The following is a 23,033-nucleotide window of genomic DNA, read 5'->3' on the forward strand; positions in this document are numbered from 1 at the left end:
CCGGAACGCCAGCATGGCGGAGCACGCGTGACAGCACGGGACGGCCGCGCCGGGCGAGGCCCCGGCCGCATCCGCCGTCACGGCACCTCATTGGCCGAACGGATGCGGCACGTAAAGTCGTCCAGTCGCGCCGTGCTGGCACGTACTAGATGCCTCCGAGCACATCACGCACCCGCTGGGGCCAGTTCGCCAGCTTGAAGCCGTGATGACGCAGCAGTGCCAGCGTCAGGCGCTCGATGCCAAAGCCCACGCAGCCGGTGTGCGCCGGCGCGCCGTCCGCGGTACGCAACGGCCACGCGTGCGCGAAATGGTCCATGTGGTAGTTGAAACTCATGCAAGCCGTGGGTGGCGCGCCATCATTGATCGGCACCAGCAACTCGAACTTCAGCTTGAGCTCGCGCTGGCTGTCGGCCACGATCTTGCCGCCACGGCCAAAGAACGGATCGTTCGCCACGTCAACCTCGTGCGGCAAGCCAAGCAGGCTGGCCAGTTGCGTACCACGTTCCATCCATCGTTGACGGAATTCCACGATCTGCCCGGCCGTGCCGAGCCGGACATATTCGCGCTGGCGGAACATCTGCATGCGTGCAGGGTCGATCGAAGGCTCATGGCGGAAGCAATACGTCAACACGTCAACCACCAGCCCCTCCCGAGGCATCAGACCGCGGCTGGCCAGCACCGGGTAGACGGGATAGCACGCCGCAGGGGCCAGCACCACATCGGTGGGCTGCTGCTGATCGGCCCATTCCTCACCGTGCTCCAGGCGCGCCAGCAGACGGTGATGCTCGCGATCGCCACCACAGAAGCAATGCACCGTCCCAGCCAGCTGGGGAAAGCTCTTGAGATATTCACTCGCTTCAAAGTCCTTGCGCGGCATGGCAGGAGGAAATCGCATCACCTCCGCGTCCTGGTCGGCGCCCAGTTTGCTGATCGCGTAGTTCAAGCCGTCGGCAATACTCTCGAACAGTCCGCTACGACCATAAATGCCGTCGACCGTGGTGGGGAAGAGCACCCGGGCGTCAATCAGCGCCTGCCGGTAAGCCCGGCGGCCCGTGTCAGGATCCTGCGCCGGCGTGGCCACGGCATGATGGTCACCCGGGGCAACGGATGAGTCGTCGCTTGGCACGTAAGCGTTGCTGGTATCGTCCATGGACGGCTCCTCAGGCAGACCGGTCCGCCAGTAGCAGATTGGCGGTATTGGTCAGAATGCGATCGTTGTTGATCATCAAGGGGGCGGACCACAGATCCCGCAGGTGGCGTCCCAGGCTGAACGGCGTGCCATGCTTGTAGCCCGCCATGCCGCAGACCAGCATCGCGATTTGCACCGCTTCGAGCGCCAGCGACGACACGCTGGTCTTGAGCCCGTTCATTTCCGCCGCCAGGTTGAAAATTGCCGACACACTCTGGCTTGCATGACGCTGGCGTTGGTGAGCCAACGCCAGTTCCAGCCTCCCCTCCAGCATCTGGATAATGGCAACCGCTTCGGCCACGCGCGTAGCCGAGGGCGGAAGCGTGCCAGGCCGGGCGCGCGCCTGGCCCTGGAACAGCACCTTGGCGCGCTGAACCGCATCCGCGGCGATGCCGGTCCACAGGGCAGACCACAAGATGTGCGACACGGGGGTCATGGTGACGTCGGCAATCTCGCCGAACGACACGGGCAGGATCTGATCGGTATGCCCGCGGGCTTCCAGCCGGAATCCATTGCTGCAGGTGCCGCGCATGCCCAGGGTATCCCAGGTGGAGAGACTTTCCAGTACGTAGTCTGGCTTGAGCACGCTTACCATGACCTGGTCCGATGGCGAGGCATCGGGATGGCGGCGTGCCGTGACGAGGATCCCGTCGGCGTGGGCGCCATAGGAAATGGTCGGAGCCATCTTGAGCAAGTGCAGGTTGCCGCCATCGGCGTTAACCGCGCAGCCGCTGCTGCGCAGGGCACCGCCAATCGCCTCTTCGGACGTGGCCGAAGCCAGCAGCAATTGGTCGCTGGCCAGGCGCTGCAATAGCTGTGCGTGCCACGAGCTGGTGCTCGCATGATTGACCAGGCATGCCACCTGTATCTGGTGCATGGCGTAGATCATTCCCGTCGAGGCACAGGCACCGCCCAGCACGCGGCAGACCGCTGCGATCGTTTCCAGCGACGCGCCATCACCGCCACAGGCTGGCGGCACCATGGCGCCCAGCAACCGCTGCTCACGCAAGACTGCAAACGCCTGGTGCGGAAAACACGCATCGGCGTCGACCTGGTCTGCATGCCTGGCTGCTTCTGCCGCAGCCAGGCGCGCTCCGGCCAGCAAGTGTGCGGCGTCAGCAGTCTCTGCGCGCGGAAAGGCCTGCTCGACGCTGGCGAGGACCGGGCTCATGCCGCCTCCTGCTCTTGTTTGATCTGCTCGGTCGCCGCAGCCAGTGTGCTGATGCTGCGGAACAGCTGGCGGGTCAGCATGCGGTCAGGTATCTCGATGCCGAAGGTATTCTCGATCGCGAGCATGACTTGCACCGTTGCCAGTGATGACAGTCCCGCTTCGTATAGATCGGCCTGGTCGTCCAGCGATTCAACTGGTACGTCAAGTCGGGCCACTTCTAAAAGTATGGTGCGTATCGCTGCTCGCATGCCGGGCTCCAGGTTGAGGTACAACGCCTTGGTGACCTATTGGGCCTGAACGTCGCACGCGCATCAGTGCGTTTTCACACCAATGCGCGTGCTCAGAACGTCCGCCAAACGCTCGCAGAAACGGGTACGCCCACACAAATGGCGGTGCGGTTTCTGGCGTGCTTTGGCGTGCGTCAGTCTTTCCCTACCCGATCGGCTTGACCGGCCAATGCGGGAGGCTTCGCTACCGCTCGGGGCAACGGCATCCCCAGATAAGGATTGATGGTATTGAAGTCCGCCCGGTTGCTGCGCCGGGGCATGACACCGTTGAGGATGCCACCGGCCAGCCTGGCATTGGCGTGCGCCAGGCGCTTGAGGGCTTCATCAACCTGCGCCGTCGCCGTGACATCGGCGCGCACCACCACCAGCGTGGAACCGGCCAGGTTGGCCACCAGCGTGGCATCGGCCACCGCCAGCACTGGCGGCGTGTCCACCAGCACCAGGTCGAAGCGGCCCGCGCACAGCCGCAGGGATTCCGCCAGCGCGGGCAGCATCAGCAGCTCGGACGGATTGGCCGGCACCGCGCCGCGACTAAGCAGGAACAGGCCGTTGACCACGCTCGGCTTGACCGCGTCTGCGATTGCGCTGCGGCCAGCAAGCACTTCTGCCAGCCCGGGCTCGGCAGGCAGGTCGAACCAGTCCGCCACGCGGCCGCGGCGCAGGTCTGCGTCGACAAGCAGCACGCGCTGGCCGGCTTCGGCGAACAGCACCGCCAGGTTGACCGCGGCGAAGGTCTTGCCGGCGGCGGCGGCGGGGCTGGTCACCGCGACCACGCAGTTGGGCGCATCGCGCAACGCGAAATGCAGCGCCGCCCGCAGCGTGCGCAGGCCTTCCACGGCGAGCGAATGCGGGGCGCGCCGCGCCAGCAGGAACTGGTCGTGCAGGCCCTGGCGCATCAGCCGTTCGGCGCGCGCGCGCTCGTCCTCCGGGGCGGCGGCCGTGGCGGCGTCGATCACGCTGGTGACAGACTCGGGCCAGCCCAGGCGCACATTGGGCGGCAGCACAAAGCCAGAGGCGATGCCCAGGCGGCGCTTGGCATCGACCAGTCGTTCCAGCGCGGTCTGCTCGTTGCTGAAGGCGATATCGCCCAGCATGGCCATGCCCAGGCGCTGTTCCGCATCGGCGGCGCTGGCTACCGACGGGCGCATGCGCTGGCGCAGGTTGACCGCGGCCACGCCCAGGCACAGGCCGAGCAAGGCGCCGGCGGAGGCGAACGGCCACGTGCCGAGACCGACCGGTGTGACCGGCGCGATCGCGGCATCGACCACGCGCATCTGGGTAGAGCTGTCGGACAGCATCAGCGACAGCTGCTCGACCTTGCTGCGCAAGGACATGTACATGTCCTCGGCCACCTTGACGTCACGCGTGAGCGCCACCGATTCGCGCTCGGAGGCCGACAGGGTCTGCATGCGCGCGTCGATCTCCGCGCGCTCGCGAGTCATCTGCTGGATCTGGCTGTCGACGGTGCGGACCTCGTTGGCCTCGGGCGTGAAGCGCTGGAGCAGCCGCGTGCGCTCAAGCCTGAGCGCTGCGATCTGGCGTTGGTACTCCATGCTGTTGCTCAGGAACGACTGCGCGTCGCGGCTGGGCTGCAGCGAACCCGTGCGCGCACGGTAGCGCGTGAGCGCCTCTTCGGCGCGCGTGAGTTCGCTCTGCACGCGCGGCAGCTCGCCTGACAGGAACGCGAGCGTGCCGGCCGCGTCCTGGCGCCGCTTGTCGGTCTGGCCGTCGATATAGGCGCGCGTGACCCCGTTGACGAGTTGGGCGGCAAGCTGGCGGTCCGGGTATTGCCAGCTCACGCGCACGGTGCCGCCCGGCGCGGACAGCGAGTCGGCCGCGCCGCCCAGGCTCGCCGGGGTTTCGCTGCGTTCGCTTTCCACCGTGAGTCCGCGGCGCACGGACTCGGCGGTGCGGGCCAGGTCGTGCCGCGTGAGCTGGAAGCGCGTACCGGGCGCGGCCTCGATCTTGTCCACGCGCAGCACAATGCCGTTGGCCATCGCGGTCTCGCCGGCCCGCCCTTCAAGCAGCAAGGTGTCCTGCTGCATCAGGCGGTAGCGGCCGTCGCTGCGCACCTCGAAGGTGAGTGGCTGGTCTACCAGCGCCTCGGGCACGGTCATGCTGGCGATTACCAGGCGCTCGCCGCCCCAGGCATAGCCCAGGCTGGCAGGCCAGGTGCCGCGCGGCTGGCCGGGTGTGGAAAAGCGCTGGACCAGCGCGCCCAGCAGCGGCGCACGCAGTGGCTGCGCGGTGATATCGAGCCGCAGCCGCTCCACCACCGGAGCGACCACGGCGCGGCTCTTGAGCAGGCCCGCGTCGAAGGCCGCCGGGCCCTGCATCTGGGCGACGCTGCGCATGCCGCCATCGCGCCCCTCTACCTGCACCAGCGCCTGCGCGCGATACTGCGGCGGCGCCGACAGCGCCACCAGCAAGCCGGCGGCCGCACCGGCCACGCCAGCCGCGGCGATCCAGCCGAGGTGGTCCATCAGCGCACGCGCCTGCGTGGTGCCCGGCTGGGCATCACGGCGCGGGGTGGCGCTCTCAGCCGGTCCACCGGCATATGACAGTCTGCTCACGAGTACGGCTCCTCAAATGGGATCGGCGCGGCGTATGCACGCCGCGCCTCGCAGGCCACGCGCCGAAGCGTGCCGCTCAGGCGCTGGCCAGCGCGGGCAGCAGGCGGTCATACTCGCGCTTGACCAGCTTGTAGCACTCGCACGAATGCTTCTCCAGCCCGCAGCGGTCGATCACGGTAATATGGCCGCGGCTGTGGTGGATCAGGCCCAGGTCTTCCAGCTTGCCGGCCGCTTCGGTCACGCCTTCGCGGCGCACGCCGAGCATGTTGGCGATGACCTGCTGGGTGATCACCAGCTCGTTGGAGCTGAGCCGGTCGATGGCCAGCAGCAGCCAGCGGCACAGTTGCTTGTTCAGGGAGTGGTGGCGGTTGCAGGCCGCGGTCTGTGCAATCTGCGTGAGCATGGCCTGCACGTACAGCAGCGTCACGCGCTGCAGCGTGGGCAGGCGCGGCAGCTCGCCGCGCAGCAGGCGCGCGGGAATGCGATAGGCCATTCCGGGGCTGCGCACTTCCACCCGGCTGGGCATGGTGTCGCCGCCGGTGACCACGGGGATGCCGACCAGCCCTTCGTTGCCGACCGCGGCGATCTCGACCGTCGCGCCGTCCTCCAGCAGCGACAGCAGCGACACCACCGCGGTGGTCGGGAAATAGACGTGGACGATGCGCTGGCCGGAATCAGTCAGGAGTTCGCCGGCGCGCAGACGGACCAGCTCGAAGTGCTGCGCCAGCGTCTCCCACTCGCCGCGCGGCAGCGCGCTGAGCAGGTGATTGACATGCAGATCCGATCGATGCGTAATCATTTTCGTACCCCCTGTCCAATCCCGTGTCCGGGAACAACGCTCTGCCGGCCTGGCTCGGCACGACTGCTATCCGAGAACCGGCTGGCCACGCCACCGACCCAGATGCGGCGCTCTTTGCAAGCCAGTGCCTCTATTTAGCGTCATGGCAGCGCGCTCCGACAGTAGGCGAACGGCTGGGAAACGGTCATCCATCGGGAGGTTGGACGGAAAGGCGAGAGTGCAGCGGGCGCTGGCAAAGGCGCCATGCGCCGCGGCGGGCGCGATGTCTGCCGCCGCCACACGAGGCGAGGCAGCATGGCGGCTGGAAGTGGTTCCGGGCTAATCAGCCGCGGCAGGCACGCAAGCCTGGATGCATGGCATGCCCTCCGCTGTCGGCATGAGACCCGGGCTATCGTGCAAATGGCGGATGCACCGGCTTGCCCCCAGCGCCGGATCAAACCGGTTCTGTGCCACGCGCCAGAGGCGGCGCACAAGCCACGGGTTGCCCGCTGCAGGCACGGCCTGCCGGCTCATGGCGTGAACTCGCCGAAATGCGCGGCCAGCAACGGCACGCTGGCCAGGTATGAGGCTTCGAGCTGGTCCAGGCAGTCTTCGCAACGGTCCGGCTTGCGGCTGATGACCGCGCGCATCAGGCGGAACTGCATCACCATCGCCTCCGAGGCCATGGTGTAGCAGGCTTGCGCCGCCTTCTCAGGCACCTCCTGCCCATGCATCACCAGCCAGCGCAGGTAGCGCGCCAGCAGCTCGAAATTGGCGCCGAGCTGGCGCAGCACGCCCGACGCGTAGTGGTGAAAGCCCGGTTCGCCGCGCGCCATCAGCCGCTCGAGATGCTGGGGAAACACCGCCCGAAACAGGGTGACGGGGTTCTCGCGCGGACGGTTTCCCAGGTGAAAGCGCAGCAATGCCAGCGAGGCCTCGAGCAGCGTCTCGGCAGCGTGCGGGTGCCCGTTGCGGCGGACCACGTCGGCGTGCATGAAGGGCAGCGCCTCGGCACTGCGCACGCCCGGTGCCAGGCGAATGATGGCGGCGTAGTCCTCGCCGGTCGCGGTGTGGTAGCCGTCGGAGTGGTAGTAGCCGACCGCGCCGGCCTCGGGGATCAACACATCGATGGCAATGCAGGTGGGCATGCAATGGCGCAGGTAGCCGGCGCCGCGGGGTGGCGGCAACTGGCTGCTGTCCAGCTCCATCACGACGATATGGCCGCGCGAGGTCTGTGCCGCCACGTGCGACTCGAGCGAGTCGTAGAACGTCAGGGCGTGCACGGTGAGGCCATACAGCCGCTCCAGGTCGGCATCCGGAAAGCGGCACTGCGTGAAGTGGTCGGCCTCGAAGTCCTGCCGCACCGCGCAGGCCAGTGCCGCGACCGGCGGCAGGTCCAGCCCGTGCAGCAGCTCGATCCAAAGGTCGATATGGCAGTTGACGTGCGACCACACCGGATTGCCGCCGCGCAATCCCGGTCCGCCCCGTCCACGCATCCTGGTGTCGCCGTGCACTAGTGACCTCCGCCCCTGCCATGCCGTTTCATGAGCGGGTACGGACGGCCCATGCCGGGCCCGCGCGCGTGCCTGACGAGCGATACGGCAGGCCGAGCGCCGACACCAGTCATTTTTCCGTCTCCCCCTGAACCCGAGCCAGATACTTGCTGCCATTGGCCGTGATGGCGATCTTGGCGCGCGCGGTTCTGGCCAGTCTGTTGGACGGCGCACAAACCGGCAAAGGGTTCAGGCGGTTCAGGGGCACTCAGCCGCAAAGTTGCGCGCATGGTGCTTCTGGTTGATGGAGGAGCGCGAGCTGATTGGTTATCGTCAAGGAGACGTGTGGGCGGGCAGTATGGCCCGCACGCCTTCAAAGCCCGCATGGTCCCCCGGTCGGCGGGCTTCTTTTTTGGCTCGCCGGCTAGTGTCCTGTTCCGCAAATACCTTGCCATGAAATTTTGGCAAGCCATCTACGGAACAGGACACTAGCTGCGCAATCACGAGGGGAACGACAAAGGCACAGTGGCACCCGGCGAGGCCGCCGGGTGCCACTGTGCCTGATTCTCGCTGGATGCCTGCTGGTTCAGGCTACGAGTGGCGGCGGCACGCGATGCCGATGCTGAGCAATGATCAGCGCCCTCAGGCTTTCCACACGCAGCCGCGCTTCGCGCTCACCGGCCGCGCGGGCCGCGTCGGCGGCGGCCAGCTCGCAGTCAAACTGACGCCCGTGCAGTTCACCGCGATAGAGCAGCGGCTCATCGCTGCCCTCGTTGGCACCCGCGTGGCAACCATGGTCAAGGCTGGCAGCCAGCCTGATCTCGAAGCAGCACGCCCACTTGCCTCTGCCTTCGCGCACAGCAAAGCCGCGAACGACGAGGAATTCCAGTCCGGCCTCCATATGACCCCCTTACTTCCCCGGGGCGGCCTGCCTGCAAACTGGGCTGGCTTCTGCCTCCGGGCGAATCAAGCATAGGCAATCAGGTGCGATGCGCACTCATCCGGTGGATGTAGGCCTGCTCGCTCAAAGGAGGGAGGCGGTGGTCCCGCTGGCGCCCGTCAGCGACAGCGCCATGCGCGGGAAGCACTGGCCGCCGGCCCACACCAGCGCGGTGGCAGCGCAGACCAGTTCAAGCGGTGCCGGCAGTGCGAGACACCCGCTGGCACCGAGCAGCGCGGCATGCAGCATCAGCGAGGCATCGAGGCGATCGGACAGCACCAGCCAGCGCCGTGGCGCCAGGCGTGCCTGCAGCTGGTCCAGCAACGCACGCGGGTCGCCCTCCAGCGCGCTGCAATCGATCAGCGCAATATCGGCCGGGTCCGGCTTCGTCTCCGAAGACGAAGCCTGCGTCGATGCGCGCGCCGATTCATGCAGCCACTGCGGCGTGCGCCACGTGATCGGCTGCGGCACGTCCAGTGCGTTCAGGCGACGCGCCAGGACACGGCACATCATTTCATTGCTGGCGATGAGATAGGTCGGCATTGACTCGGTCTGGCAGCGGGCCCGGGCCGCAGATGCGCTTGCCACCCGGTCGGGAGCCGGGCCGCGTGGGCGGCCCGCCTTGCAGGGCATCAGGGCAGCGCCGGCCGCCGGAAAAAGTGTCTGCAGATGCCTTTCATCACAAGGTAGCAAGCCGCCGCCGCCATTGCCTCATGCTTTTGGCCGAGAGCCGCACGCCAGAAGGATGAGGCGCGGCCCGTGAAAGCCGCGCCGCCACCCGTCACGCAGCCTGGCAGGTGGGGTCGGGTGCCGGCACCCGGGTCACCGGATTAACGGGCGTGGCGGGCCCGGCCCAGTTGAGCGTTGCACCCTTCTGCAGTGCAACGTAGACGGCTTCGCCCTTGTTGCGTACGTGCAGGCGCTGGTACAGCGTGCAGGCATGCGTCTTCGCGGTGGCTACCGAGATATTCAGCATGCGGCTGACCGTCTTGATGGGATAGCCCCGCGCCAGCAGCGCCAGCACTTCATACTGGCGCTCGGTGATGTTCAGCAGGTGCGCGCCGGCCGACGGGGTTTCGTGGTACGTCGCGTGCGCCTGGAAATGGCGCTGGGGCGCGGGCACCGCATGCTCGAGCACGGCCTCGCCGATGCCTGCGCGCAGCGCCACGACCCGGGCCTCGCCCTGCCCTGCGCTGCTTGCCACCGGGGCATGGCCGGCATCGAGTTCCGGTTGCCAGGCGTGGTGGCTGCCCTGGGCACGCGCCGGGAAGCACTCGCCGCCGGCCAGCACCAGGCGCACCGCGGCATCGAGCGCATCCGCACTGCAGCTCTTGGCCACGCAACCGCGCACCGGGTCAGGCAAGCCTGCATCCGGCAGCGATGGCGCCGCCTGATCGCTGAGGACCAGCACGCGCTGCGGGCGTAGCCGCTGGCACAGTTCCTCCAGCATGGCCCAGCCGCCGGCGTGATCGGCTGGCAGGCCATAGATCAGCAGGTCGGCATCGTACAGCCACAAATCTGAATCGACTGGGGCGAGGGGATCGATATCGATCAGGTCACCAGGAATATGTGCTTGGGCCAGCAGATGGCGCAGACCCAGGCGCAGGAGGGGGTGAGGCTCGATCAAGAGGATGGTGGCCATGGCCGCTCTCTTATTATTGCGGCAAGTACGGACCCTGCGACAATCCGCGCTTGCTTGTCGGAAATGCTCCGCTATCTTGCGGTTGCACTTCCATACGATCCGCCATCGCTCCAGACCGCCCGGCAGCCTTCCCGTCAGGCTGCAGGTCCGTCCTTCCCGTGGAGATACCGGATCGCCCCGTTTTGCGTGTTAAGACGCTTATGTAGAAAGAGTCTTAGATGCGACTGAAGTCTGATCTAAGTATTTATAACTCCTGACCTGCAGCATATGAAACGCGTAGGTCGAATGCAAGGTGATGGTGCGCTGCGGCGGGTTTTCCCCGAGCACTGCCTGACACCAGCATACGGATCCCACAAGGGCAGCGGGGATGACTTTCCAGTGAAAACGCGCATAAAATTATCGGCATTGCATTTACCTATGCATTTCGGGCCGGATGAATTCTCGCTCGCTTCAAGTGCCTTATAAATCAAGAAGTTAGCCATTCAGCGCATACCTGCCCATGATTCCCGGAATGATGACGGTCAGCCTCACCCGCAGCGAATTTGCAGCGGTGCGCGCCTATGTCCAGGGCATGCCGGCGGCCATGGTGGTGCCCCGCTACCTGGCCGACGAAGCCGATGACGACGAAGCCGGGGCCGAGTCTGCGCTGCGAATCCTGCTTGCCCTGCGCGACCGGATGGTCCAGCTCGCGCACCTGCACGGACGGGCGGACCTGGCCGAACTGCTGCTGGCCGGCCCTGGCCGCTCCAACCGCGGCATGGATCGCCGCGTCGACGCGCTGGCGGAGCTCGAACGCTTGGGTACGGCGGCGCCGCGCCCCCAGCACGGCGTGGAGTTGTGGTTTGCACCAGCCTTGGCGCGGCGCTTGCGCAAGGCTGAAATTGTGACTCTTAATACTCTTTTTGAGCTTGCAAACCGACGCGGCAGCGCCTGGTGGCGGACCGTCCCGCGCATTGGCGCGCTTGCCGGCGCGGCCGTCAACCGCTGGCTCGGCGAGAACCGCGCTGCCTTCCGGGATCCGGACGGCAAGCCATTGCTGGGCGAACACGTCGGCAACCGCACTCTGCTCGAGCGAGGCAGGCTGGGACCAGGGCTGCGCCAGCCGTTGCCGCTGGAATGGATGACCGCGTCGCCCGCGTTGGCCTCAGACGCCAGCTGCCCGTACAGCCAGGGCCTCGACGTGGTCCAGGCCTGGCTGCGCGATGCCGCTGGTGACAGCGGCAGCACGTTCTCGGCCTACCGCAAGGAGGCGGAGCGCCTGCTGCTGTGGGCAGCGCTGGAGCGGCGCAAGGGCCTGTCGCAGCTCGATCTGGACGACCGCCGGGCCTACCTGGGCTTCCTGGCGCAGCCCGAACCGGCCAGCCGCTGGTGCGGACCACGGGCGCCGCGCTACCTGGCCGGATGGCGTCCGTTCACCGGCCCGCTCAGTCCGGCAAGCGTGCGGCACAGCATGCGGGTGCTGGCCGCCCTGTTCCGCTGGATGCATGGCAACGGCTACCCGGGCGCAGCGCTCTGGCCAGCCCGGATCCCGGATGGCACCGATGCCTCGACGGCAACAAAGGCGGCGCGGCCGGACACCTTGCAGGTTGCCGAGACCAGCCTGGCCCCCTTCCTGTCATGGCTGGAACGCCGGGGCGGCGACGGCGATGGCCAGCGCTACCGAACGGCCCATGCGGCAATCCTGCTGTTGCGGGAACACCGGCTCAGCCTGGACCGGCTGACCTCGGTCACGCGGCGTTCGCTGGCGCCGATGCAGCAGCCTGCGCGGGTTCCGGAAGACGGTGTGGAAAGTATTGTGCCAGACGGAACGCCTGGCTTTGGCCTGGCCACGCAGCACGCGCTGGCCCGGCATTGGCGTGACCGCAATCTCCAGTGGGATGGCGCGGGCACCGAAGACGCCTCGCTGATCGGTCCACCGGCCGCGCCGCCGACCCGGCGCGCGCAGCGCAAGCTGGCGGCATTGCCGCAGGCCGGCTACTCGGTGCGTGGCCTGCATGCCCTGCTGTCCAGCATGCTTGAGCGCTACCGCAAGACCTGTGATCCGGAGTTTGGCGCGCGCTCGCCGCGCGACCTGCTGGCCTGAGCGCTGCGGCGGCAATGCTGCCGCAGCGCCGCCATGGCGTGCCTTCCCGGCTCAGAGCAGCGTGTTATCCAGCCCGAAGCGGGCCTTCAGGGCCTCGACCAGCGCCTCGCGGGCACTGCGGTCGCTCAGCTGCACGTCCAGCATCACGCGTCCCGAGTCCCATTCCTTGATGGTGCCCAGCAACTGGCCGCTGTCGGTCCGGATCTTGTATTGCCGGCTGATTTCCTTGACCTTGCGCGCCTTGCCTTCCTGCGCGTGCTTGCGGATGGCTTCAACCTCGCGGCTCGACAGGCCGTCATTGATGATGCGCGCCACGAGTTCTCGCGTGCGCTCCTCGCCCGCCAGCTTGCAGTACAGCGTCAGCTCATAGCCCGCGGCGATGCCGATCGCGCTCGGGCGCTCGCGCATCACGCCCAGCACGGACTCGGGCAGGCGCAGCAGCGCCAGCGTCTTGTTCACGGTGCCGGCCGACATGCCGGTCAGCTCGCAGATTTCCTCTTCCTTCTGGACCTTGCCTTCGTCCAGCAACTGGCGCCAGGCGATCGCATTGTCCAGCGCTGACTGGTCCGAGCGCTGCTCGTTGAGCATGAACGACAGCCGGTAGAAGTCCAGGTCGCTCAGGTCGTTTTCGACAAAACATTCCATCTCGAGCTTGCCGGCAGACGCCAGGGCTCGCTTGCGGTAATGACCGTCGATCAGGATGTAATGGCCGGGGCGCGCCGGATCGGGCGCGGCCAGGCCGGGGGTCTTCTGGCCGTGCGTGGCAATGGATGCCGCCCGCTCCTGCACCACGGCGGGATCGTAGAGGCGCCGCGCGTTGAGAGGATTGTCGTGCAGTTGCGCCAGCGGAATCCTGATCAGCTGCCGACCCGCGGCGGCTTCGCCAGGACTTTCAGCGCTGAAAACAGGCGCTCCATCGGCTCCCCTGCCCTGCAGCAAGCCATTCGGATGCTGGGAAATGGCCGCTTCCGCGCGTGCGAAACGGTCCAGCGTATCGTTGCGGGTCTTTTCGGCCGCCATGCCGGCCAGCATGCCAGCCTTGAGGCTCTTCAGTTTGGTAGCCATGCCTAGTGCTCAATCAAAGACAGTATTTCATCGACCATCATGTCGACCTCCTGCACCGCCTCGCGTGCGCCGGCGACGCCGTGCACGGTGCAGCCGATCGCCTGGCATTCCCGGAATGCCGAGCGCGACCCGATCATCGAATTCAAAAGCGGTACGTCGCCGTCGTCGCCAAGGATTTCAATGGCCTGGCGCGCGATCGAGACGCGGCGCTGGACCATATTGGCCATCACGCGGATCAGCAAGGACTCATTCTGGACCTGGGCGTGTTGCGCCAGCGTCTTGGCCGCAACCGCCGCCCACAGATCCGGCGGTGAAGGCACCACCGGAATAATGGCAAGGTCGGAAATCAGCAGCGCGCTCGAGGGCGCTGCCGAATGCACCGCCGGCGGGCAATCCACGACGATGTAGTCATAATCCTGGACGAACTTTCGGACCTCGCGGTGCATGGCGCCGCCCGAGGGCGCCAGGCCGATCACGGAAGCCGGGAACGGCCGCTCGTCGCTGGCCTGCGCCGCCCAGCGGGTGGCGGTGCCTTGCTCGTCCATGTCGACCAGCATCGAGCGCGCGCCCCGCAGGCCGAGCGTGCCAGCAAGGTGCATGCTGACCGTAGTCTTGCCGCAACCGCCTTTCTGGTTAAAGACTGTGATGATTTTGGCTGGCACTGCGACCTCTCTTTCAGCGCTGAAAGCGCGGTTGATTCTTAAGGCGCAACTGTAGCCAAAAGCACGTGATGCTTCAACCGTTTTCCAAATTTACAAAATATATGTTGCCGCCACGGGGCCCACTGGCCGCCATTTGGCAGCCGGAAACCGGCCGGACCGTAAAATTGCTTGAAAAGCAGGACGGAATGTGCCTAAAGTATCTGTAGTGCGCATTACGCCGCACATGACACCGCAATCCAAAGTGGTTATGATGCGCGCTACAGTCGAGTCAAGTCGTGTCAACCTCGTCGGCTTCCGTTCGGTATCTACGAGAACTCAACGTGCTTGAACGGTTGTTTGCGTTGTGTACAAGAACTTGCTTCGAAAAGGAAATTCCTATGGCAACCGGTACGGTCAAGTGGTTCAACGAGACCAAGGGCTTTGGCTTCATTACCCCGGACGACGGTGGTGCAGACCTGTTCGCGCACTTCTCGGAAATCCAGGGCTCGGGCTTCAAGACCCTGAAGGATGGGCAGCGCGTGACGTTTGAAGTCAAGCAAGGCCCGAAGGGCCTGCAGGCTTCGGCAATCAAGCCGGCCTGACCAGCCTCGGCTGATCCCGCCCGTTGCGGCTCCGTCCGCGGCAGGCAAACAAAAAAGGCAAGCGTTGAACGCTTGCCTTTTTTGCATTCAGGGGCCGGACATGGTGCCCGGCCTCAGCTCCGGGGCGCCCGGCCCTGCTGATACCGTCCCGAGAGCACGTGCAACGGCGTGCGCGGATCTCCCCGGGCGGGAAGCTAGCAGATCAGCCCAGCTTGCGCACGCTGGTCCGGGAAGGCTGCAGGATCAGCGCCTTGGACGAATCCGCATCGACCTTGGCACCGGGATACACCACCAGCACATCCTTCAGGGCCTTGCGGAACAGCGCACGGAACTTGCGCTCGCTTTCGGTCTCGGTGCCGAACTGCATCTGCAGCGCCTCCCACGGGATTTCCGTGCGGCGCTGGATCGTGAAGAAGCGGTAGGTCAGCCACGAATACACGTCCAGCGCGAACGGCGACTGTTTCAGCGCCTTGAGCGCGCGCATGTCGACCGGTACGGGGCGGTTGACCAGTTCGTTGAAGAAGGGCTCGGACAGCACCACGAAGCTCTCGAACATGGACCCTTGACCAGGCTGCATGGGGTCCCACCAGGTCGACAGCTGGTCGGCCAGCAGGTAGCCCACCCGATCGATCGACAGTGGCTCGTGGTTGGGATTCTGGTTCTGGCTCGGCGTCGACTTGTTCTGCACGATGGCGATGGTCGCCGAGAACAGGCGAATCATCTGCTGGCGTACCAGCGTCATGGTGCCGCGCTTGCCGCCGGTGGCCATCGGAATGCCGAGGTTGTACATGAACTCGGACAGCGAATTGCCCAGCGAAATGCGCCGGTCCTCTACCGTGCCGGTGAATTCGCCGCGCTTTTTCTTCGCCATGATCTCCTTGCCGATCCAGGCCAGCATCAGCCGCGGATAGGAGCCATAGGGGTAGCCCAGCGAGACGGTCTCGGACACCAGCTTCTGGCGGCCGTTGGCGGCACGCTCGGAGCGTTGCTGCGTGAAGTAGCCAGGCTGGATCATCAGCGAGATATTGCCGCTGGTGCGGGTCCATACCGGCGGCGCGCCCTTGGGCGCGCGGTAGGGCAGCGTTACCTGGACGCTGGCGCGGCTCAGGAAGCCGACTTCACCGCTTTGCCAGGCGTCTTCACGCTCCATGGCCTGCGCTTCGTCGAACAGACGCTGGAATTTCTCGGACGGAACCAGGTTGTTCTCGTTGCCGGGAACAATGATGCGGGAGGGTTCGGCGTCCAGATCGAGGACGCTTCGATCCCCCGTGGTGGCCGGGGAGCGTTTGATGGGCATATTGGCGTGCTTCGGATTACCCGCCTTTGTACTCGAAGCCGCAAAGGTTGTCACGCAGAAACAGGTACGCAAAGCCTTTGCCTTGCTCGCCCTGTTTTTTGCGAGCCGGGGATCTCACGACTGGTCGCATGGTGGCGGACGGTGGGCAACCCGCCAGGGTTGTCCACGGTTCGCCACCCATCCACTACCAGTAAACGATACCGATACGGGTTAACTACTTGTAAACCGTATACGTGAAGTTCAGCGCCTTGATTCGTAAGGGAAAAACCAACCCCGCCGAACCCAATTCTGCGGGCAAACGTACTCGATTCTGCGAAGGGCCGAACCCGTATCTGCGGCAAGCCGAACCTGTATCTGCGGGCGGGGCGAACTGGTTTCTGCGGGGATAACTTGCGGGCTCCACAGCCTTTTCCACAGCGGCCACTCCGCAAACCGTACCCGTTTCTGCGAGCGAGCGCCGGATATACGCGTTTTGCGGGCGTTCCAGGGCGTCTTTCCCGCAGAAGCACCGCCAGAAACCGGTTATCCCCGCAGAAACTGGTTCATTTGCCGGGCTGCTGAACGGCGCTTTGCACGCCAGGCGTACCCGTTTCTGCGTTCCGAGGCCTGAAACCGTACCCGTTTCTGCGCTGGCCTGAAAAGCCGCTGCCGTGCTGCCGCAGCGTACCTGTTTCTGCGGCGTACCCATTTCTGCGTGCCGACTCTCGCACCCTGGTGCGCCACGGAGCGTACCCGTTTCTGCGTACCTCCTTCCGGGCTCTTCCGAGTCATGCGTACCCGTTTCTGCGCAGACCCATGGCGCTGTTCAGACGCAACTGTTACCAAGTTTCCATTCTACATGAGACTTACATAAAAAGCTAGCGCTTACACTCAACGTATACGTAACAAATTCGCGGCGCTGCACGGCGTACCTGTTTCTGCGCAGACAGATCATGGATACCGCAGCGCGGCCGGGTAGCCAGCGGCCTTGCATGTCGTTGGCGTACCCGTTTCTGCGTGGCGTTGAGTGGTGCGCCTGCGCCCGTGGGCGTACCTGTTTCTGCGTGAGGTGGCGGCAGCCTCAGGGCTTCAGATGGTTATTGCGTTGCAACATTCGCCGTACCCGTTTCTGCGTCGTCGGTCCGGCCCGGTCTTGTGGATATGTAGGAGGAATGTGGGCCGGAGAATCGCTGGCATCGGCCGAATCGAATTCGAAAAAAATATGGGGCGTACCCATTTCTTCGTGCCATAAGGCGCCTGGAAAGACCACAGCAGCTGCAGGGCGTACCTGTTTCTGCGTGCGCGCTGCCCAGCGCGAGCTGGCCTGCCAGACAGACCGTACCCATTTCTGCGAGGCTCATGGGCCGCGGCTGACCTAGTGCGGCGCAGCAGGGCGTACCTGATTCTGCGTGGAGCGCAAGGCTGGGTGGTGTGCAGGAAAGCGTGCCGCGCGCAAGGCCAGAGGTGCTGGCTGGCGGCGGCATGGGCAGGTGGGGGCTGGAGCGGAGCGCCTGGCGGTCTGCATGACCGGGGAGGCGGGGAACAGGACGGGGGCCGGGACGTGATGAAGGTGGCGCAGCCAGCACCGCTGAACGCGCTATCCGTGCCTGAAAACAAAAAACCCCGCCATCGGGCGGGGTTCTGCGCTGTTCGGCGCGCACGGGGCGCGCCGGCAGTCAATGCTTACAGCGGGGTGATGTTCGCGGCCTGCAGGCCCTTCGGGCCATTCTTGACTTCGAACTGCACGCGCTGGTTTTCCTGCAGCGACTTGAAGCCGTCGGCGCGGATTTCCGAGAAATGGGCGAAGAGGTCGTCACCACCCGCGTCCGGCTTGATGAAGCCGAAGCCCTTGGCGTCGTTGAACCACTTGACGATACCGGTTTGCATGATTTGCTTTCCAGAAAAAGGACAAAAAACATCGCATGACGAAAACGTCATCCGACACGGGAAACTCAAGGAAAGGACACCATGGACAACCGAAGTACCAGACGGTGGCTAACGAATGAACTGTTGCCTCGTCGCTTGAATCTAGGCGGCTTTATACGGGGGATTGCCGCAAGCGTCAAGCCGGGGACGCCCCGAAGCATCCCCGTGGCGCCGCTGGCTTCAGCGGTTCGCGCTGTGGGATCATCACGCCTTTTGCATATCGCTTATTCGCCTGTGCGTGGCGAAGCGGGGCCGACCTGCACCAGAGTACGCTTGCCGCCCAGCGGGGCGTCGCGGGATGCTTCAGGCCGAAGCCAGCCACCTGCGGCCGCGCCGTTGTTGTCGCCGCGCACAGATAACGATATCAGGAGACCAGTCATGTCGATGCCGGAACCCGCTTCCAAGCCGGGCACGTCAACCACCAATCCGCCGCACGGCAAGCCACAGGCCGCGCCTTCGCTGATCGAGCGCCTGTTCAGGCTGCGCGCACACCAGACCGATGTGCGCACCGAGATCCTCGCCGGCGTCACCACGTTCCTGACGATGGCGTACATCATCTTCGTCAACCCGTCGATCCTGGGCGATGCGGGCATGCCGAAAGACGCGGTGTTCGTCGCCACCTGCCTGGCCGCGGCGATCGGCACGCTGATCATGGGCTTCTACGCGAACTACCCGATCGCGATGGCGCCGGGCATGGGCCTGAACGCGTACTTTGCCTATACGGTGGTGAAGGGCATGGGCTTTGCGTGGGAGGCGGCGCTCGGCGCGGTCTTTATTTCCGGCTGCCTGTTCCTGCTGGTGACGCTGTTCCGCGTGCGCGAGATGATCGTCAACGGCATTCCGCACTCGATCCGGGTGGCGATCACCGCGGGCATCGGCCTGTTCCTGGCGATTGTCGCGCTGAAGAACGCCGGCATCGTCACCGCCAGCCCGGCCACGCTGGTGACCATCGGCGACCTGCACCAGCCTTCGGCGGTGCTGGCGATCATCGGCTTCTTCGTGATCGTGGCGCTGGACCACTTGCGGGTGAAGGGTGCGATCCTGATCGGCATCCTGCTCACCACGCTGCTGAGCTTTGCGTTTGCCGGCAATACCTTCCACGGCGTGTTCTCCGCGCCGCCGTCGCTCAGCCCGACGCTGTTCAAGCTCGATATTTCCGCCGCGCTGTCGATCGGCATCATCAACGTGGTGCTGGTGTTCTTCCTGGTGGAGTTGTTCGACGCCACCGGCACGCTGATGGGCGTCGCCAACCGCGCGGGCCTGCTCAAGGCCGGGAAAATGGACCGGCTGAACAAGGCGTTGATGTCCGACAGCACCGCGATCATGGCGGGCTCGTTCCTCGGTACGTCTTCCACCACGGCGTATATCGAAAGCGCATCCGGCGTGCAGGCGGGCGGGCGCACCGGACTGACGGCGGTGACGGTGGCCGTGCTGTTCCTCGCGGCGTTGTTCATCGCGCCGCTGGCCGGCACGGTGCCGGCCTATGCCACCGCGCCGGCGTTGCTGTATGTGTCCTGCCTGATGTTGCGCGAGCTGCTGGAGATCGACTGGAATGACGTCACCGAAGTCGTGCCCGCGGTGATGACCGCGCTTGGCATGCCGTTCACCTACTCGGTCGCCAACGGCGTTGCGTTCGGCTTTATCAGCTACGCGGCGCTCAAGCTGCTGACCGGCCGCGCACGCAGCGTGCCCGTGATGGTGTGGATCATCGCGGCGGTGTTCATCTTCAAGTTCTACTACCTGCCGGGGCATTGAGCGCGCCAGCCGGCATGGGATGAAGGAAGGGCGGCCTGGGCCGCCCTATTCCATGGTGCGCTGCTGTCATGATATTGCCATCGTGATGCCGGGCGGGAGCCGTGGCGCCGTCCAACACTCGCCGGCCGTACCCGTTTCTGCGGGCCGCGCAAGCGGGTCCACCGGCCGGGCGTACCTGTTTCTGCGTGACCGTCCGCTACACCCCTCGGGCATGCGGCACGGCTTGCGCCACCCGCGGTGACGGTGCTGCCATCACCCGTTCGGGGGTGTCAAAGCGTACCCGTTTCTGCGTAGCATGGATGCAGACATCGACTGCTCGGAATGTGTCCGAAAAGGTGGCGGTGGCAGGCCGGCGGCCAGTGTGCGCGCGGCCTCATACCAAAGTATGAGATTGGCTGTAAGTCACCCACGCGGGGCTGGACAAAGTGGCCTAAATGCACTGAACTATAGACGTGGCAAAGAGGGGCGCGGCAAGGCGCCCCTTCTTGACTCCGGTGCATGCGGCAGGATGCCGGAGCCAACCGAGAGCGCCTGAGCGCCGTTCGCCGGTCGGTGGACATTTCGGTCCAGACCGTCAACAAGGCGGCATAGCCACCATCCGGGAGCGTGCGGGAAACACGCGCGCCACGCAGACAAAAACTAGTTCAAAGACTGACAAGTGGTAACCGCAGACGTGTAGTGCCGGGGGATGTTGTTCAACGGGGATTATCATGACCGCAGGAGAAATCCGGCGACCCGCTATCGGGCCTGTCAGGGAGACTAATAACCGCTCCATCCGAGCCATCCATCATGCCTGGGCTGCCGTGGGGGAAGCCGCAGGCGAAGCACCCAGCAAGCGGACCGTCCATGACGGCGCGACGGCCGAGGTGGCCGCCCTGCTTGCCGACGACAGCGAACTCAGCGACAGCGCACGCGCGGCCGTGGCCAACCTGCTGCGCCGCCATCGCCTGCTCGAAGGCGAACTGACACGCCAGCGCACGCTGTTGCAGGAATGGATCCTGAGCCAACAGACCTACAAGACGCTCTACTACCAATACTCCGGCCAGTCGCAGCAGGCGCCGCGCCTGGAGTTGATGCGTGAAAAGGAGGCTGTGCGGCGGCGTATCCGCGCTCAGCTCCAGGCGGGTGCGGACGATCTTGCCGCGCCCGATGAGCAACTCCGCAGTCTGTCCAGCTCGTGATACCGACGTCGCGCGCGGGTGCGTGCCCGCAGCCAGTTCAGCCCCACCGTCCGCCGCGGCCGCAGGCCGCGACGGCGGACACGGGTGCCCGAACCAAGAACAAGCCTAACGTCCGGGAGATCGTGATGGACCGACTGTGCAAGGCGTCACGCACTGCACAGATCGTGGTCGTGTCGCGTCATGAAGATTTTGGTTTTGACCCGTCTGGCACAGCCGCGGGATGGGAAATCCGCCGGGTCCAGCAGATTCGCGACCTTGAACGCGTGGTGCGGGCCTGCCCACCCATGGCAGGCGTGATCGACCTGCAGTCCGACTACAGCGATGCCGAGTTCGCGCAACTCGAACAGGCACTGCAGTACCTGCACATTACATGGGTGGCCATCACCTCCGATGAAATGCTGGCGCAGGAGCGCGCGCGCCGGCTGATCCGCGACTACTGCGTCGACTACGTGCGCATGCCGTTCTCGATGCCTGAATTGCTCTACACGCTCAAGCATGCGCAGGGCATGGCGTCGCTGCACGGCGCGCGCCCGCAGGAGACCGCCTCGCGCGGCACCATGATCGGCGAGTGCGCGGCGATGCGGGCGATGTTCCGCTCGCTGGCCAAGGTGGCGCACAACGAAGCACCGGTGTTCATTTCCGGAGAGTCCGGCACCGGCAAGGAACTCGCCGCGCAGGCGATCCACGATGCCTCGAGCCGGCGCAAGGGACCGTTTATCGCCATCAACTGCGGTGCGATTCCCTCGCACCTGGTGCAGTCCGAGCTGTTCGGGTATGAGAAGGGCGCGTTCACCGGCGCCAACCAGCGCAAGATCGGCTGGATCGAGCAGGCGCAGGGCGGCACGCTGTTCCTGGACGAGATCGGCGATCTGCCGCTGGAAAGCCAGGTGGCGCTGCTGCGTTTCCTGCAGCAGGGCATGATCACCCGCCTGGGCGGGCACCAGTCGATCCCGCTGAACCTGCGCATCATCTCGGCCACGCACGTGGACCTGGTGGCGGCACAGGCCGACGGGCGCTTCCGTTCCGACCTGTTCCACCGGCTGTGCGTGCTGACGCTGACCATCCCGGCGCTGCGCGAGCGCGGCGAGGACATCCTGCAGCTGGCCAACGCGGTGCTGGCCGAGCACGGGCACGAGGCGCACCGGCGCATTCGCGGGTTCTCGGCCTGCGCAACGCAGGCAATGATGCAGTACGCGTGGCCGGGCAACGTGCGCGAACTGATCAACCGCGTGCGCCGCGCCATCGTGATGACCGACAACCGCAAGATCACCGCCGAAGACCTGCAGCTGCACGGCGGGGCGGAGCTGCCGCGCAAGACCCTCGACGCGATCCGCGAAGAAGCCGAGCGCGAGGCCATCCGCACCGTAATGGCCAGCCACGGCTTTCACGTGGTGCCGGCCGCGCGCGAACTCAATGTCTCGCGCGTGACGCTGTACCGGCTCATGCACAAGCACAACATCCGCGTGGAGAGCCAGGCGACGGCGGGCGAGTAAGCGGCAAGCCGGCGCAGGTTGCCGGAGGCCGGACGCAATCCCAGGCGCCGCAGGAAAGGGGAACAGGCGACGTCCGCTCGCCGGCTCCGCCTTTCCTCGTGCCCGTCGGCACGTCAGCGCACCACCGCAAGGGGCTGCCTGGCCCCGGACTCGCCGCTGGCCGCATCCATCGGCTCGGCGGCAAGGTTCATGCTGAGCTTGCCGCGCGGCTGGCGCGGCGGCCCGTTCTCGTCATGCTGGCGCCACGGCACGATCGCGCCGCGCTCCGGCTTGTCGCGCGCTTGCCGCCCTGGCGTTGGCGCGGCGGCACCGGACGGCGTGTCCGGCGATAGCTGCAGTTCCCCCCAGGCCCAGCCAAAGCCGCGCACATAAACATCATTGCTGACCGCCGCGTGGCTGTCGGCGCTGGCCGCTTCGGGGCGGTCGAACCAGGCGTAGCTTGCCGCCGCGGCGCTGGTTGAGAACACCGCCAGCACCGTGGCGGCAAGCATTCCGGCTGTCATGGCGGGTGCCTCCCTGTGGAAAAAACGGTGCCCGCCGGGGGACGGAGCACCAAATCCGCGCGGGCACGCTGGCTCGCGTACCCGCCATCATTCCGTTCGCGGCGCCAGCCTGCCGCGACATCCTGCGTTGCCAATGCTGCCTGCGGTCACGCGCGCCGCTTGCCCGCGTGGCGCCGGAAGGCAGCCCTGGCAACTCCGTGCCTGGCCGTCGCTGCGCAGCCAGCGCCTTGCGCGGCCGGCGTGGCGGGCGGCGTGCGCGCCCGCGGATGGGGCAGCAGTGGCGACGACAGCAGGTCCACCACCGACGGCGGCGGACCCGCGAGCCGGTAGGAGCGCCGGCGCGCCGTCATGCGTGATGGCGGATGACGCATGTCTGGGTTTTCTCCTGCATGCAATGGCTGATTCCATGGGCACGGGCCCATGTGCCCCTGCCCA

Annotated in this window: 20 protein-coding genes; 5 read left to right on the plus strand and 15 right to left on the minus strand. The window is 65.9% G+C overall.

The genetic code is table 11. The features are described 5' to 3' along the window. Positions 1-145: 145 nt before the first annotated feature. From AC3WLF_RS06165 to AC3WLF_RS06205, 9 genes are all read right to left on the minus strand, one after another. Complete coding sequence (locus AC3WLF_RS06165) at positions 146-1,150, minus strand: amino acid--[acyl-carrier-protein] ligase (RefSeq protein WP_492319369.1); 1,005 nt, start codon at positions 1,148-1,150, stop codon at positions 146-148. Positions 1,151-1,160: 10 nt separating this feature from the next. Beyond that, entirely contained in the window at positions 1,161-2,360 is a 1,200-nt protein-coding gene (locus tag AC3WLF_RS06170) for an acyl-CoA dehydrogenase family protein (RefSeq protein ID WP_492319370.1), read from the minus strand. After that, the gene (locus AC3WLF_RS06175) at positions 2,357-2,608 is read right to left on the minus strand and encodes an acyl carrier protein (RefSeq protein ID WP_010811137.1); all 252 of its coding nucleotides are present in this window, start codon (positions 2,606-2,608) and stop codon (positions 2,357-2,359) included. Before AC3WLF_RS06175 ends, AC3WLF_RS06170 begins: the two co-directional genes overlap by 4 nt. Before the next feature lie 173 nt (positions 2,609-2,781). Next, entirely contained in the window at positions 2,782-5,220 is a 2,439-nt protein-coding gene (locus AC3WLF_RS06180) for a polysaccharide biosynthesis tyrosine autokinase (RefSeq protein WP_492357954.1), read from the minus strand. Between the two features lie 76 nt (positions 5,221-5,296). Then, positions 5,297-6,019: a Crp/Fnr family transcriptional regulator gene (locus AC3WLF_RS06185; protein WP_492352411.1), complete on the minus strand. Its 723-nt coding sequence runs from the start codon at positions 6,017-6,019 to the stop codon at positions 5,297-5,299. A 509-nt stretch (positions 6,020-6,528) separates the two neighbouring features. Further along, complete coding sequence (locus tag AC3WLF_RS06190) at positions 6,529-7,494, minus strand: DUF1839 family protein (RefSeq protein ID WP_492319373.1); 966 nt, start codon at positions 7,492-7,494, stop codon at positions 6,529-6,531. A gap of 583 nt (positions 7,495-8,077) precedes the next feature. Further along, the gene (locus AC3WLF_RS06195) at positions 8,078-8,392 is read right to left on the minus strand and encodes a hypothetical protein (RefSeq protein ID WP_010811142.1); all 315 of its coding nucleotides are present in this window, start codon (positions 8,390-8,392) and stop codon (positions 8,078-8,080) included. A 123-nt stretch (positions 8,393-8,515) separates the two neighbouring features. Then, a complete protein-coding gene (locus AC3WLF_RS06200) occupies positions 8,516-8,974 on the minus strand; it encodes a DNA-binding response regulator (RefSeq protein WP_492319374.1) in 459 nt (152 codons plus the stop codon). A gap of 238 nt (positions 8,975-9,212) precedes the next feature. Continuing rightward, the gene (locus tag AC3WLF_RS06205; RefSeq protein ID WP_492319375.1) at positions 9,213-10,073 is read right to left on the minus strand and encodes a helix-turn-helix transcriptional regulator; all 861 of its coding nucleotides are present in this window, start codon (positions 10,071-10,073) and stop codon (positions 9,213-9,215) included. 499 nt (positions 10,074-10,572) lie between these two features. Between AC3WLF_RS06205 and AC3WLF_RS06210 the strand changes: the two genes are divergently transcribed. Further along, on the plus strand, positions 10,573-12,156 hold the full coding sequence (locus AC3WLF_RS06210; RefSeq protein ID WP_492357955.1) for a phage integrase family protein: 1,584 nt from the start codon (positions 10,573-10,575) through the stop codon (positions 12,154-12,156). 51 nt (positions 12,157-12,207) lie between these two features. On the opposite strand, the gene AC3WLF_RS06215 is transcribed toward AC3WLF_RS06210, so the two are convergent. Both AC3WLF_RS06215 and AC3WLF_RS06220 read right to left on the minus strand, forming a co-directional pair. Continuing rightward, positions 12,208-13,221: a ParB/RepB/Spo0J family partition protein gene (locus AC3WLF_RS06215; RefSeq protein ID WP_492319377.1), complete on the minus strand. Its 1,014-nt coding sequence runs from the start codon at positions 13,219-13,221 to the stop codon at positions 12,208-12,210. 2 nt (positions 13,222-13,223) lie between these two features. Continuing rightward, positions 13,224-13,883: an AAA family ATPase gene (locus AC3WLF_RS06220; protein WP_010811147.1), complete on the minus strand. Its 660-nt coding sequence runs from the start codon at positions 13,881-13,883 to the stop codon at positions 13,224-13,226. A gap of 377 nt (positions 13,884-14,260) precedes the next feature. Here AC3WLF_RS06220 and AC3WLF_RS06225 point away from each other — a divergent pair, with 377 nt between their 5' ends. Then, the gene (locus AC3WLF_RS06225) at positions 14,261-14,464 is read left to right on the plus strand and encodes a cold-shock protein (RefSeq protein ID WP_006159056.1); all 204 of its coding nucleotides are present in this window, start codon (positions 14,261-14,263) and stop codon (positions 14,462-14,464) included. 202 nt (positions 14,465-14,666) lie between these two features. On the opposite strand, the gene AC3WLF_RS06230 is transcribed toward AC3WLF_RS06225, so the two are convergent. Together AC3WLF_RS06230 and AC3WLF_RS06235 are read right to left on the minus strand one after the other, a co-directional pair. Continuing rightward, on the minus strand, positions 14,667-15,761 hold the full coding sequence (locus tag AC3WLF_RS06230) for a replication protein RepA (RefSeq protein ID WP_010811148.1): 1,095 nt from the start codon (positions 15,759-15,761) through the stop codon (positions 14,667-14,669). Positions 15,762-17,423: 1,662 nt separating this feature from the next. Next, the gene (locus AC3WLF_RS06235; RefSeq protein ID WP_010811149.1) at positions 17,424-17,627 is read right to left on the minus strand and encodes a cold-shock protein; all 204 of its coding nucleotides are present in this window, start codon (positions 17,625-17,627) and stop codon (positions 17,424-17,426) included. A 417-nt stretch (positions 17,628-18,044) separates the two neighbouring features. On the opposite strand from AC3WLF_RS06235, the gene AC3WLF_RS06240 reads away from it, so the two are divergent. From AC3WLF_RS06240 to AC3WLF_RS06250, 3 genes are all read left to right on the plus strand, one after another. Further along, positions 18,045-19,421, plus strand: a complete 1,377-nt coding sequence (locus AC3WLF_RS06240) for an NCS2 family permease (protein WP_492357956.1) — start codon at positions 18,045-18,047, stop codon at positions 19,419-19,421. 710 nt (positions 19,422-20,131) lie between these two features. Next, positions 20,132-20,602: a hypothetical protein gene (locus tag AC3WLF_RS06245; protein ID WP_492319379.1), complete on the plus strand. Its 471-nt coding sequence runs from the start codon at positions 20,132-20,134 to the stop codon at positions 20,600-20,602. A 125-nt stretch (positions 20,603-20,727) separates the two neighbouring features. Further along, positions 20,728-22,095, plus strand: coding sequence for a sigma-54 dependent transcriptional regulator (locus AC3WLF_RS06250; protein ID WP_492319380.1), 1,368 nt, complete (start codon positions 20,728-20,730; stop codon positions 22,093-22,095). 113 nt (positions 22,096-22,208) lie between these two features. On the opposite strand, the gene AC3WLF_RS06255 is transcribed toward AC3WLF_RS06250, so the two are convergent. Beyond that, positions 22,209-22,598 carry a hypothetical protein gene (locus AC3WLF_RS06255; protein WP_492357466.1) on the minus strand — a complete coding sequence of 130 codons (390 nt, stop codon included), beginning with the start codon at positions 22,596-22,598 and terminating at the stop codon, positions 22,209-22,211. Between the two features lie 146 nt (positions 22,599-22,744). Further along, on the minus strand, positions 22,745-22,969 hold the full coding sequence (locus tag AC3WLF_RS06260) for a hypothetical protein (protein WP_231881471.1): 225 nt from the start codon (positions 22,967-22,969) through the stop codon (positions 22,745-22,747). Positions 22,970-23,033: the final 64 nt, after the last annotated feature.

It is taken from the genome of Cupriavidus sp. FW306-01-F10A, assembly GCF_058782785.1.